This window comes from Trichormus sp. NMC-1, assembly GCF_001858025.1.
Classification (GTDB): Bacteria; Cyanobacteriota; Cyanobacteriia; order Cyanobacteriales; family Nostocaceae; genus Anabaena.
In genome coordinates this window covers 1,245,726-1,259,304 of sequence record NZ_LZQD01000001.1, presented here as the reverse complement: position 1 = coordinate 1,259,304, position 13,579 = coordinate 1,245,726, and the positions used below count along the sequence as shown (strand labels likewise).

8 protein-coding genes and 1 pseudogene are annotated in these 13,579 nt (G+C 36.9%); 4 read left to right on the top strand and 5 right to left on the bottom strand.

Going from position 1 to position 13,579, the window contains the following annotated elements:
• The 4 genes from gshA to A9Y75_RS05645 all read right to left on the bottom strand — a co-directional run.
• Positions 1-845, bottom strand: an 845-nt coding sequence (gshA, locus tag A9Y75_RS05660) for a glutamate--cysteine ligase (protein ID WP_071188838.1), incomplete at its 3' end; no start/stop codon positions are given.
• A gap of 127 nt (positions 846-972) precedes the next feature.
• Positions 973-1,914, bottom strand: a complete 942-nt coding sequence (locus A9Y75_RS05655; RefSeq protein WP_177176113.1) for a hypothetical protein — start codon at positions 1,912-1,914, stop codon at positions 973-975.
• On the bottom strand, positions 1,892-6,226 hold the full coding sequence (locus A9Y75_RS05650) for an AAA domain-containing protein (RefSeq protein WP_071188543.1): 4,335 nt from the start codon (positions 6,224-6,226) through the stop codon (positions 1,892-1,894). The genes A9Y75_RS05655 and A9Y75_RS05650 overlap by 23 nt, the downstream gene beginning before the upstream one ends.
• 61 nt (positions 6,227-6,287) lie before the next feature.
• Entirely contained in the window at positions 6,288-7,205 is a 918-nt protein-coding gene (locus A9Y75_RS05645) for a histone deacetylase (protein WP_071188542.1), read from the bottom strand.
• 480 nt (positions 7,206-7,685) lie between these two features.
• Between A9Y75_RS05645 and A9Y75_RS05640 the strand changes: the two genes are divergently transcribed.
• Positions 7,686-8,744 (top strand): mechanosensitive ion channel family protein, encoded by a 1,059-nt coding sequence (locus tag A9Y75_RS05640; RefSeq protein WP_143046365.1) that lies wholly within the window; start codon positions 7,686-7,688, stop codon positions 8,742-8,744.
• A pseudogene (locus A9Y75_RS29370) lies at positions 8,738-9,253 on the top strand (hypothetical protein); the annotation flags it as partial. The gene A9Y75_RS05640 and the pseudogene A9Y75_RS29370, both read left to right, overlap by 7 nt.
• A 25-nt stretch (positions 9,254-9,278) precedes the next feature.
• Here the strand turns inward: A9Y75_RS29370 and A9Y75_RS05630 are convergent.
• On the bottom strand, positions 9,279-10,793 hold the full coding sequence (locus A9Y75_RS05630) for an S-layer homology domain-containing protein (protein ID WP_071188540.1): 1,515 nt from the start codon (positions 10,791-10,793) through the stop codon (positions 9,279-9,281).
• A gap of 196 nt (positions 10,794-10,989) precedes the next feature.
• Here A9Y75_RS05630 and A9Y75_RS05625 point away from each other — a divergent pair, with 196 nt between their 5' ends.
• Positions 10,990-11,874, top strand: a complete 885-nt coding sequence (locus A9Y75_RS05625) for an alpha/beta fold hydrolase (RefSeq protein ID WP_071188539.1) — start codon at positions 10,990-10,992, stop codon at positions 11,872-11,874.
• Between the two features lie 188 nt (positions 11,875-12,062).
• Complete coding sequence (locus A9Y75_RS05620) at positions 12,063-13,118, top strand: serine/threonine-protein kinase (RefSeq protein ID WP_071188538.1); 1,056 nt, start codon at positions 12,063-12,065, stop codon at positions 13,116-13,118.
• Positions 13,119-13,579: the final 461 nt, after the last annotated feature.

The following is a 13,579-nucleotide window of genomic DNA, read 5'->3' as shown; positions in this document are numbered from 1 at the left end:
GCGGCTGCCATTTCATTTTTGGCAGTTAGGGCGATCAATTCTTCAGGTGATAAGCTGCTTTGGGTTAAAGGATCGATGTTGGGGTTGTCGATGATTTGTAGCAATCGGGCTTCGAGTAAAGCGGTAATTGCTAACAAGGAAATGGGATCTGTGACTAAATCGCAAATTCGCAGTTCTAGACGATTTAAATCATAGGGACGGCGATCGCCATTTGGCCGCACTGATGTCCATAAATGCCGCACGTTTTGCATTGTTCCAGCTGCTAGTTGTTCACCCACCCACTGAATATGATGGGCGTGGCTGGAAAATAAAGGTACTTGAGCGGGGGTTTGGGGGAAGAGTCCCCAACGCGTGGAATGATAGCCTGTGGCTTGACTGTTTAGGAAAGGAGAGGAGGCGCTGAGGGCAAGGAAGAGGGGTGCTTCAAGGCGGATGACTCGACAGGCACGAATTAATATTTCTGGGTCACTGATGCCAATATTGATGTGTACGCTGGCGGTGACTACTTTTGTACCGTAGTTTTGCTCAATGTAGTCATGATAGGGGTTGGTGGGGTCGGAACGGTAAAAGCGATCGCTCCCACTCAAAGATAGGGTGCTTCCGGGAATTAAGGTATAGTCGCCCAAACGTTGTAGATAGTTACGCAAATCTCGTCGGGGACGCAGCAACCCACACAATTGATTTTCGTAATTGCTGGATGGTTGGGTTATGTATTCTACGTTGCGGCTATCTGGCTCCCGCATAAATCCATCTAAGTCTCTGATAATTTGGTCGGAGAGTCCGACGATCTTACCTTGAGGTGTGCCAGTGTATATCTCAATCTCAAAGCCTTTTGTTAAGACCATTTTTTTTCCTCGGCTCTCCTAACTTTGCATAAATTGTATCAAATTTGACGTTTTTGTGCATCACTGTAACTGGTGAAGTTGAGGATGAGATTTATTAACCGCAGATAAACGCAGATAAACCCAGAGATTAATTGGGGTCTATTTTTTTGGTTTTGGGTTGTTTCTTTTCTGGATTTTGAGGTGTTATTTGTGGCAATATAGCTGTTTCTGATAAATCTCTATTTGGGGATTTTTTGAGAATTTCTTCACGTTTTATTTTGATGGCTTCATCTGATAATCCACATAAGGTTTCTAAGGATAATTTACTTTCTTTTATCAGTGATTCTATTCTGTTGGTAGCTGCTTCTAAAATTTGCTTACCACTACTAATTTGAAGATTGAATTTATCTTCTAATGCATTGAATATAACAAATAGTGAGATTGGCTTCCAAATTATTTTACTTGCAGCTAGTACCCGGAAATCAGTAATCATTTTTCCCCCTTCTGGTACATGAATGGCTAAACCTGAATCCTGAACTCTTTGCTGTATTTCTTCAAGTGATAAGGCAGAAATATTGTGAATATTATGATCAATTTTGACAAATTTACCTAAATCTGGTAAATTAACGGTGACATCCTCTAAAGATTCAGAGTTAAATGTCATATTTCCAGATAAAGAGTCGCTAATAGCATAAATTTGGACGATATAAGGTGGTTTTGGTACGGTTCCTTTTTCATAGAATAAACGCCCTTCTGTAGTAACTGTAATTGGTGTGGTTATCGCTAAGGTTTGTAATGTCTGAAGAGTGGAAATTGTACTTTTTACAAAAACAGCATCAAGCCCAAGTACTGAGGCTAATTCATCGGCTGTAGGTGGTGGTTCAAATTCAATACCAGCACGAATAATAAACTCTTCCAGGATATTAAATTGTCGTGGTTCTTTGATAGTCAATTCCACAGTACTTTGACGTAAGCTATAGCGAAATTGACGTGCTGCTAAAACTGATAAATTAGAATTTTGAGATTCAATTTTTTCTACTGCATTTTTGAGAACTTCATCAATAGGTTTAGCCGTAGAAGCTGGAAACATCAATTAAACCTCCATAACGACTGACAATATTTGCTACTTCCGAATACATACCGCCAACTGTACCTGCTTTACTGGTGAATAAATCGTGACAACCAACAATTACTAGTAATTCTTGAGCGCGAGAAAAAGCGACGTTCACCCGTTCTGGTTTTTTTGCAAATCCCACATCTCCTTGACTATTATTACGAACCATACTCACAATAACAACGGCTCGTTCCATGCCTTGAAATCTATCAACTGTACCTGTTCTAATTTGCAAAGAAGGGAAAAGCTCAGATTGTAAACGTTCATCAATTTTTTTTAACTGAGCGCCATAAAATGTAATTACAGCTATTTCTTTTTTGGGTTCACCATTAGCAACTTTCCCAACCCAAGCGTTCTCAAATTGCTGACATATATTTTCTATGACATCAATTTCAGGAATATTCAAAAATGAAGTTCCCTGACGTTCTTCTTGAAACTCCTGTTCTCTGGGCATTTTCACCCAAATTAAATGCTGATTTTCTTGAATGATTTCTCCTGCTAAATTATGAGCGCGTTTTGTATCAGGTTCTAAAATACCACATTCTAATTTACCATCATAAAATTGATTAATTGCTCCCATAATGTTTGGGTGCATTCGATATTGGGTATTGAGCATTTCTTTAATGCTGTTATCTGCAGTTTCAAACTGAATTTTAAATAATGATTCTTCTAAAAATTGTAATTCTTCTCTGGTATTGCCAATTTTTTTAGCAACTTCTTCAACAGTGCTAGTATCAAGCATTGGTGGTAATTGTCGATGATCTCCTACCATGACTAATTTTTTACCTTTTAATGCGGGGATTAGTAATTCTGGTGGAGTACATTTACTAACTTCATCAATAATCACAACATCAAAAGATTGAAATTCTTCAGAAAAATTGTAATTTGCTGCTTGCACACAGGTGATACCGACAACGTTAGCATTATCTAAATAAATTCTTCTTAAATCATTACTATCTCGTTCTGAAGGTTGACGTAATTTTGTAATCCAATCTTGAACAAAGTTTTGATATCTATGGAGATAATTTTCTTCATATTGCCGTTGTTTTGTCCAATTTTTAAACTTTTTTCTGATGTTGCGTAAAAAGTCTAAATTAAATAATTCATTTTCAGGAATTTCTAGTTTAATGTCTAGTTTAAATTTATCAGGTATATTTTGCCATTCTTGTGTCCACCAATGGCGATATTTGATTAACTCTTCTGATATTTTTAATTCTTGTTTTTGTTCTAATTCGCGTAGATTTGCTTGGAAGGTTTCCAGTTTTTGCAGAGAACTTGCAGTTTCCGCTTGTAATGTTGAAAATTTTTCATCTAAAGAATTTTTAATTATTTCTAGTATCACCAGAGGTTCTAATGATGGAATTAAAGTCTCAAGTTGAATTATGCGACTTTCACAAAAACTGACTTGGGTTATGAATTCTTGAGTTTGTTCCCAAATATTTGATTGTTTAGCTAAATATTTTTCTGCTAATATCCGTAATGAATTAGGTATATTTATTTTTTTGCTAATTTCTTCCAGACTATTTACAACTTCTAAAAGTTTCACATTAGCATCTTGGCTAGATTTTTCTACCTGAAATTGAACTTCCGATATTTGTTTTTGGGTAATACCATGATTTGGCAGTTCATTTAATTGCTTTTGTTGTTTTTGTAAAATATTAAGTTGTTGTTCGGCTTCAGTTTTAATTTTCACAACACATTGACGGGCATTTGCCAGAATCATATCTAGTAATTCTTGGGTAATGCGGGTAAGAGTAGAGTTGATATTATCTAAGTCATAAGATGCACTATAAGTTTTTTGGAGTCTAATTAAAAAAGATTGGGTATTTTCAACCAGTGATTTACGTTGTTTAGGGTTCAGGAGTTGATAATCATTTAATTCTTGATAAGTTACTTGCCATTGAGTGCGATCGCTTTTTGATAGTACCATGGGAATTTGACTAAAATTTTCCTGCAAAAAATAACTAAAATTATGCTCTTTACCCCGTCTGTCAGTAAATTTGCCTTGGATTTCATAAGATATTGCTTTGGTCAATAACTTCCAATCTGGTAAGCTAATTTTATAATTTTTGGGGACAAGTGGTAATTTTAAATTTTTGGCAAACATCAACAAACCTAGTGGTAAATCTACCATATTATCTGTTAATGGTAAATCTGATTGCTGACAATTTTTTAATACTTGATATAAATTGTTATAAGCTGTAGATTTCCATTCTATAACTGCTTCGATAATATAATCTATTTCGCGTTTACGGTTTTCCCATATTTGAATTGTTGGTTGTAGACTTTGATCTTTATTTATGAATTGTTCATACTCTGTTTGTAACTGATGTAAATATGTAGAATTTTGTTTAAAAACCCGTACTAATGTAGATAATTCTGACATAGCTATATTCACATCATTAGCATAATTTAATCCTGTTCTAAATTCAGAAATTTCAGTTGCTACGGTTTCACGTAACCAAACCGCTAAACCAAATGCACCACGCACAGGACGAACAAAGCCGAGTTCATCTGTATAAGCGATAGCTTGACGAACATTTTCACGAAAATTTTCTACTTGATGATTATCTTTTGTATATGGTTGAAGACAGGGTAAAAAATCTTTAACTTCTGCTAAATCCCAGTTTATGGGTAGGTTTTTCAGGAGATTATTCAATCCAAGAGTTAGCGGTTCAATTTTATTTATGTTAGCTAAAGTTTCATGATAATATATTTCTTGATTTTTACATATTTCCTTTAATTCTTCTATTTTTGCGTTTAATTGATTTTGTTTTTGATGAAATTGTTCCTCAGATTTTAAATAAGCGATAAACTGTGGTAATAATGCTAATAATTGATTAATAATCGTGATATTTCCCTGACGTTGAGCCAGATTATTTTCGCAGTCATTTGCGGTATTTTCTAACCATGTACCAATTACTTGATCTTCTAAGAATGGCTGTCCCTCTTCTCCAACTTTTTCGGCTCTTCCCTTTCGCACAGCCCGAATTACTGGGTTATGAACTAATCGACTGAGAGCGTTATCAACTGCTAAATTGGCTTGAGAGGTAATTAATGTGCGTCCACCTCGCAAAGCCACTTGATAGCAAATTTCCGCAATTACGGTAGTTTTACCAGTTCCTGGTGGTCCTTGAATTAAAACTAAATCTTCTGCTGCAAGTACCATTTCCACGGATGCTTTTTGACCTGCATTTGCAGAAGATAATAATAAATCTTTGGCTTGCAGTTTGATGGTTTTTTTAATCGGTCTTGCTTGGGAAGCATCAAATAAAAAGTTACCTAAATAGGGATTTTGAGTGCGTCCTTGTTTTAATTGTTCTAAAGCTTTTTCTTTGCGTTCAATTTGTTTAATATCCCCAGCAGCGTCAAAAAACAAATATCCAGTTGCGGGAAGTTGATAATTTCCTGCTGCTATATATTCAACTAAGTCGCGCTCTAATCTAATTTGAATAATATGAGATTTTGGATCGATTTTATCAATACTTCCTAATTGACGACTGCTACGTCGATTTTTATCTGTAGGCACAGTATCAGACAACTTAATATCTTGGTTTTTTGCCTGTTTTACCCGTTCCCAAAAGTTTTCTACATTTAAGTGATTTTCATCAGAACCATCAAGTGTAGCTGAATTAATATTAACTTCAAAAATAATTTGTTTATGATTATGGCTATATTGATAATTGATAAAAAGCACACAAAACTGACGTGCTTTAGCTATACGTTCCTCAACTTTCAAAAAGGCTTTCCATGCTTGCAGTTGATCTTCTGTAGGTACATGATTGCCACAAACTGGCATGGTTGCTATCTGTGCTAATGCCTTTGCTGGAATACCAATACGGTGTTCATGATTAGGCAGTAAACATAAACAATAAGGTGCAGCATAAGCATCAGATTGTCCCCGTGAAGGTTGTAGTAAATAAACTGAGAGAAGCTTTAAACCGCTAGAGCTATTTTTTTGTACTGCTGCTCTAAATCCTAAAGTTTTTTTCAGTTCTTTAAGTCTTTTAGGTAATAGAAAATCATTTTTATCTGTAGCTATTGTCAAATCCCAAATTTCTTCTCCTGCTTCTTTTCCATTACCATGACGACGAATATAAAACCAGCAAGGTTTTTGACCAAAACATTCAAAGATTAACTCATGTGCGCGTTCTCTTCTTTCTCGAAATTCTGGATATAATTCAATGGCTGATTGACCTTCAAAATTTTTGATTAAACTATCAATTGTCGAATTGATGAAGGTATAACCCCAAGTTTCTGATTTGTTTTTATTTGGTAAATTGGGCATAGATACTCCTGAAACTTTGATCGGAAATATGCGAAGAGCAACATATGAAATTATTCTTGAGTTAAAGTCGAAATTGTTGATAAACTTGACTTGCGGCTCGATGCAATAGAGAATGTCTCCAAACGAGGGATTTCATATCATCTGCATAACCTCCACCAATGACGCAAGCAACTGGATATCCTGCATTTACACAGGTAGTTAAAACCTGCATTTCTCTGCGGAAAAGACCTGTGTCAGTTAATGCTAATTTACCAAGTTTATCAGCTATATGGGTGTCCACTCCTGCATCATAAAAGACTAAATCTGGCTTGACTTGTGATAATACATCTGGTAAGTAGTGAGCTAATACTTGCAAATAAATATCATCTTCTATTCCTACTGGTAAAGGAATATCTAAATCACTTTTTTGTTTTGTATTCGGAAAGTTGACTTCGCAGTGCATGGAAAATGTGAAAACGCTATCGTCATTTTGAAAAATAAATGCTGTTCCATCTCCTTGATGTACGTCTAAATCTACAATCAAGATTTTTTGAGCAAGTCCTAATTTCTGCACAACGCGAGATGCAACTGCTAAATCATTGAAAATACAAAAACCAGATCCATAACTCGGAAAAGCATGATGAGTTCCACCGGCAGTATTGCAAGCTAAACCATGACTTATTGCTAATTTGGCTGTGAGGATGGTTCCACCTACTGCAACACAAGTACGATTTGCTAAAGCTGGACTCCAAGGTAAACCAATGCGTCGCTGTGCGTTGGCTTCTAAAGTTCCGTCACAGTAAGCTTGGACATATTTGGGGGTATGAATTAATTCAATTAATTCTTGCGGTGGACGTTCAGGAATGTGAATCTGTTCTGGGTGTGTTACCTCGTCTGCTAACAGCAATTCATACAATTGTCGAAATTTGGACATCGGGAAGCGATGCCCTGGGGGTAAAGGAGCAATATAATCTTTATGATAAATAATTGGCAAATCCATTGTTTATAGGCAAATTTTCAAGTTAACCGTTACTCAAGATTCAGTGAGAAAAATCTGTCTTACGCTAGATGTATATCAGGTGGAAATGACTTTTTAGATTTTTTTAGTCAGGAACACGACCTAATGTGATATGTAATTCTACTATCGCAAATGCGTCGAAAACTTTCATAAATTACTAGTATATAGCGATTTTCATCCAAATAAGATACACCGAAAAAAGATTTAACCGCAGATAGAAGAGAATGGAAGCAGATATAGCTTGCTTCCCGCAGGGTACGCAGATAAATTTGTACCTCAGCCGGCTAGGAAATGCTATATATATATTCAAGTTGCAAAGTTTAATTTTCTCCAGATGATTTGATACAATGTCTAAAAAATTGTCTCCATCAAATTCTACGCCTAATAACACGGTAAAATTTAGCCAGCATCATTCACTAATTCTAAATAGGCACATTTAAAGTTTTTAATTCTCGAATAATTATGACACAATGGATTGTACCAATTGTATTTATTTTGACTGGTTTACTAGGTGGTCTAATTGGTGAAAAATATGTTTTCCAAAAACTGAAAATATTTGTCGCTAATAAACAAGTTCCTGGAAATCAGATTATATTTCAATCCCTGCATAGAATGACCTTTATTTGGTTTGTCGTTGCAGGCTTTTTTTGGGCAATTATTAGTTCTCCTCTCAAGCCAGATATTATTAATGTTCTGCAAAAAATTCTGACCATTATTGTTTTGTATTCAGTCACTTTAGTTTTGGCTAGATTGACTGCTGGTTTTGTCAATTTATTTATTCGTCGCACGGAAGGAGTTTCTACATCACTAATTTCTAACTTGGCTAAAGTTGGCGTTTTAATTTTGGGAACATTAATTCTATTGCAAACTGTGGGAATTGAAATTACACCCATCATTACAACTTTAGGAATTGGTGGTTTAGCGGTTGGTTTAGCACTACAAGATACTCTGACTAATTTATTTTCTGGTTTTTATCTACTTATTTCTAAGCAGGTAAGAACTGGAGATTATGTGAAATTGGATGATGGAAATCAAGGGTATGTCACAGATATTACATGGCGGAATACGACGATCAAAGAAATTTCTAATAATGTGATCATTGTTCCTAATTCTAAACTAGCTTCGGCAATTTTTACTAATTATCATTTACCAGCGAAAGAAATCACTTTAACAATGAATGTGGGTGTTAGCTATGATAGCGATTTGGAACTGGTGGAAAGAGTGACTGTTGAAGTTGCTAAAGAAGTAATGCAAGAAATTGCCCCAAAGTTAATTGAAAATGAACCATATCTGAGATTTCATACTTTTAATGATTTTAGTATTGATTTTACTCTTTATATGCGTGTTAGTGAATTCTTTGACCAACGAATTGGGAAACATCTGTTTGTCAAAAAATTACACAAACGTTATCAAAAAGAAGGTATTCAAATTCCTTTTCCTGTTAGAGATATTTATATGCTTTCACTGTGCAACATTCCTTCAGCCTGTCAATATGTCAGAAAGAACCAACGGCATTTATAGGAAATTCCATTGGCGCACTTTTGAGTTTGATGGTGATCACAGAATACCCGGAAATTGCGGCTGGGGGTGTGTTAATTAACTCTGCGGGTGGTTTGAGTCACCGTCCCCATGAATTGAACCCAGCCTTACGAGTGGTAATGGGGACTTTTAACAAGTTGGTAGCTAACCCCATAACAGGGAACAGGGAACAGGGAACAGGGAACAGGGAACAGGGAACAGGGAACAGGGAACAGGGAACAGGGAACAGGGAACAGGGAACAGGGAACAGGGAACAGGGAACAGGGAACAGGGAACAGGGAACAGGGAACAGGGAACAGGGAACAGGGAACAGGGAACAGGGAACAGGGAACAGGGAACAGGGAACAGGGAACAGGGAACAGGGAACAGGGAACAGGGAACAGGGAACAGGGAACAGGGAACAGGGAACAGGGAACAGGGAACAGGGAACAGGGAACAGGGAACAGGGAACAGGGAACAGGGAAGAGGTTTTGGGAGATTTTACTTTTTGATGTTGAATTGGGAATTGTTTAAGTATTATTCTTGGTTATCTTTTGTAAGTGTGGGTTTAATGGTGTATTTTGAGGCGAAATCTGCTACCTCACCAGCACTAACCATAGCTCTGTAAAGTAAAGCACAAACTTCTGCTCTGGTGGCAACTTTTTTACTATTGAGCAATTTTATATTCGGATAGTTGACAACTACACCATTTTCTGTAATGGCAGCAATAAAATCACGATGTTCACTTTTAATGCTAGAAGCATCGTTGTAAATTGAGAGAATCTTTGCTGTGGAACCGGTAGATTTATAATTCAATCCTTTTGCTAATGTGATCAAAACATCTAGACGAGAAAGCTTTTGTGTGGGGTTAAAGTTTCTGCTGCCGAGGATGGTGAAAAAGCCCATTTCGTAAGTTTCGCGGATGGCATCATAAGCCCAATGTCGGTTAGGAACATCTCGAAATGCGATCGCTTGCCGGACTTTACTTTTGATAAAGACTTTTTGCAACAGGGCTGCAAATTCGGCGCGTGTTACCGGTGCATTAGGACGAAAAGAACCATCGGGGAAACCGCCGATAATCTCCATTGCTGCCAATTCGGCGATATAATCTTTAGCCCAGTAGTCTTTGGAGATATCAGAAAATGATGTTTGGATATCCTTAGCTACACCTACGGGACGATATTTGCTTAACAACTGACTGAGTTCAAAGCTGGAGTTGGGCTTAATTTCATTCAACTTTACCAAACTGCCAGGTGCAACTGTTAAGGCTTTGGCTAAGTTAGAACTAAAGGTGCTAATGGACTTACCGACTAAAGCGAAATCACCTTCGCTAAATGATGCTGGATATACACTAGTTGACGCAACTTTAGAAAAGCCAGCAGCTTGGTACTGAGTAATATTGATATTTTCAGAACTTTCCAGGAACGTAACTTTTTGGTTACTAACTTGGGTGAAGTAGTCGTAAGCGGTGGTGTTGTTGTCAACAATGCTATCTTCATTGTCATCAACACCATAAAAGACGCGAACTACTTGATACTCTGTGGGATTGGCTGATAAAATTAAGTTGACTGCTGTGTGATCGGGTAAACACGCAAATTCTGTGTAGCCAATAAAGCGGTTTTTGGTATCATACAATCTAACGACAATGCGATCGCCTAATTTAAATCCTTTCACAAACTTGGCTTTCTGCTTGATTTTGTATCTATAATCCCCTAGAAACCGTTCTTGATAATATTTATTGCCATGTTTACCCTTAATAGAAATACGGGCGATTACTTCCGAAATATTAGCACCTGGTTGCCAAATAGCCAGAGTAAATCCTGATTTTTCTCTTTTTACAGAACTCGTAGTCACAGTTTCTTGTTTGCTGCGGCTTGTGCTATTTGTTTCTTCAGGAAGAGTTTTTTGTGCAAAAAGCTCATCAGTGTAATTACTAAATTTTGGTTCGCCAGTGGTATATAAATCTGCTGCTGCCAAGGCTGAAGATATCGGTAACAACAGTATTGATGTAATAACGAGTTGATGCCAAACAGTTAGACTACTTATATTCATAGTATACCATATTACATTGTATCGAATGACCTAGAATGTTAAGTAGGTGACAAAGTTGTTAAAATGATTAACTTTTCCATACCAGTGAAACTTACAGGTGATAGGTTGCATAATATTGAACCAAAAATTTTGTCCATAATCCTCTGAGGTCTAAGAAGATTACTATAAAAAAACAATACTTTAGGAATCTTAACTAATGACTATAACAACCGAGCCGTCACCAACATTTGCAAAACAAGTTTGGATTTGGCGAGATTACAAAATTCAGTACACTGTCATGGGTGTAGGACAGCCGCTGGTGCTAATTCACGGCTTTGGTGCTTCCATTGGTCACTGGCGCAAGAATATCCCGGTTTTAGCTGATGCTGGTTATCGGGTTTTTGCTGTGGATTTATTGGGTTTTGGTGGTTCTGATAAAGCAGCTATAAATTATAGCATGGAACTCTGGGCAGAACTATTAAAAGATTTCTGGAATGCACATATTCAAGAACCAACGGTATTTATAGGAAATTCCATTGGCGCACTTTTGAGTTTGATGGTGATCACAGAATACCCGGAAATTGCGGCTGGGGGTGTGTTAATTAACTCTGCGGGTGGTTTGAGTCACCGTCCCCATGAATTGAACCCAGCCTTACGAGTGGTAATGGGGACTTTTAACAAGTTGGTAGCTAACCCCATAACTGGTAAATTCGTCTTTAACCGCATTCGCCAAAAATCACAGATTCGCCGCACATTGTATCAAGTTTATGGCGATCGCAATGCTGTAACCGATGAACTTGTTGATTTACTTTATACTCCATCCTGTGACCCAGGCGCACAACAAGTTTTTGCAGCTATCCTCACAGCACCTCCTGGTCCTTCCCCAGAAGAGCTATTGCCTAAGTTAGAATGGCCTTTACTAGTAATTTGGGGTGCAAATGATCCCTGGACACCAATTACAGGGGCTAAGATTTACGAAGAGGCGCGTGAAAATGGCAAAGACATCAAAATTGTTTCCATTCCCGGTGCCGGTCATTGTCCCCATGATGAAGTTCCATCGGTTGTCAATGCTGAGATTGTTGATTGGTTAAGGCAAAAGTGATAATTCTTCACCAAGACCGATAGCAACTATTTGCGTCTTGGTGTAAACAGGGTAAAAAACAAAAAAACTATCTGGAATTGGTAAGGGGTAATAGGTAATTGGTAATTAGAGAAACAATTATCCATTACCTATGGGGATGATATTTCTTTCAATTTTTGTATTGACAATATTCTCCTGATGTGAATTATATGACGGAGTTTGACTTAAGTCATGAATATGAAGGGAAAATTCCCTGTAACTATCACCCTGATTTTGACGCAGCAGGCTATCAAGTTATTAGAGAATTAGGACGTAACTTAGAAGGAGGACGCATTACTTATTTAGCAAAGAAAATTAACTCTCACAAAAAAGTAGTAATTAAAGAATTCTGTTTTGCAAATACGACTGCTGACTGGTCGGGAGTGAAAGCTTATGAACGGGAAATTCAAATACTTCAACAACTGAATCATCCCCGCATCCCCCATTATATAGATTGTTTTGAAAAACCCGGTTTTTTTTGTCTGATACTAGAATATAAAAATGCTCCATCTTTAGGCTTAAAATGCAGCTTTAATCCGCTAGAAATGAAGCAAATTGCTTTCTCGATTTTAGAAATTTTGGTTTATCTACAACAGCAAGTTCCTCCGATTATTCATCGGGATATAAAACCTGATAACATTTTGGTAGATGAGCATTTAAATGCTTATTTAGTTGACTTTGGTTTAGCAAGGTTACAAGATGCTAAGACCGATTTTAGTACTTTGGTTGCAGGTACTCCTGGTTTTATGCCTCCAGAAGAACAATATGGTCATGAGTTGACAGCAGCTTCGGATTTATATAGTTTAGGTGCAACTCTCATTTGCTTATTAACAAATACTCGTTCTGTGGATATCGGTAAATTAATTGATCATAACTATCGCTTTAATTTTCAGAAATTACTTCCCCAGATCAGTCCGCAGTTTAGGTTATGGTTAAAGAAAATGGTGCAACCTAACCGCAAACGTCGTTATGCTAATGCTGCGGATGCTTTACAAGCACTTATACCAATTCGGGTAATTGCTTCTGGGACGAAGATAGATGATTTAGTTGCCTTAATCCTACAGAAAAAAAATATAGTTATATTGGGTTTAGGAATTTTAGCAATATTAGCTTTGCTGGGAACAAATTTGATAGTTTCTCCAGTTGATGGTGCTGCTAATTCAACGATTGAAATCCAAAATTTTCTCAATGCCGATGAAGCAACTATTAACCCAGGACAAAATTAATATAATTCGTAATTCGTAATTGGTAATTCGTAATAGTGCCACTGATACACTAAGCAAACCCTAATTAATTAAATTTAGTCTCAGGTTAGTCTCAGGGATTTATATCTCATCAAAAAACTTGTTTAGGAGATTGTTTTTCTTATTCTGCCTGTTGGGCAATTTCCGCGTAGTTTAAAAGATAAACTTATAACCTTGATGCCACACCTAAAAATCAAGCAAACTCTTAAACGCGGACTTAGAAAATCTGCCATTGGGGAGATGATAGATATCTAAACCATCTTCACCACCTTAACCAACTTTGTAAATTATTTTGTCAGAATCAAAGATATAATATTCTTCTGGTAGGAAGGGAGTAGAGAGAATCAACTACACAGATAGTCTTTCTGTTCCTTGTTCCCTGTCCTCTGTCTCCCCGAATGAATTTAATTTTGTCCAACTAATTATGAGAGACGGATTTTTCT

Excerpts from the sequence above, each read along its gene's own strand:
- A9Y75_RS05650 (WP_071188543.1), bottom strand. The coding sequence starts at position 6,226 with ATGCCCAATTTACCAAATAAAAACAAATCAGAAACTTGGGGTTATACC.
- A9Y75_RS05625 (WP_071188539.1), top strand. The coding sequence starts at position 10,990 with ATGACTATAACAACCGAGCCGTCACCAACATTTGCAAAACAAGTTTGG.
- A9Y75_RS05645 (WP_071188542.1), bottom strand. The coding sequence starts at position 7,205 with ATGGATTTGCCAATTATTTATCATAAAGATTATATTGCTCCTTTACCC.
- A9Y75_RS05640 (WP_143046365.1), top strand. The coding sequence starts at position 7,686 with ATGACACAATGGATTGTACCAATTGTATTTATTTTGACTGGTTTACTA.
- A9Y75_RS05620 (WP_071188538.1), top strand. The coding sequence starts at position 12,063 with ATGACGGAGTTTGACTTAAGTCATGAATATGAAGGGAAAATTCCCTGT.
- A9Y75_RS05630 (WP_071188540.1), bottom strand. The coding sequence starts at position 10,793 with ATGAATATAAGTAGTCTAACTGTTTGGCATCAACTCGTTATTACATCA.
- A9Y75_RS05655 (WP_177176113.1), bottom strand. The coding sequence starts at position 1,914 with ATGTTTCCAGCTTCTACGGCTAAACCTATTGATGAAGTTCTCAAAAAT.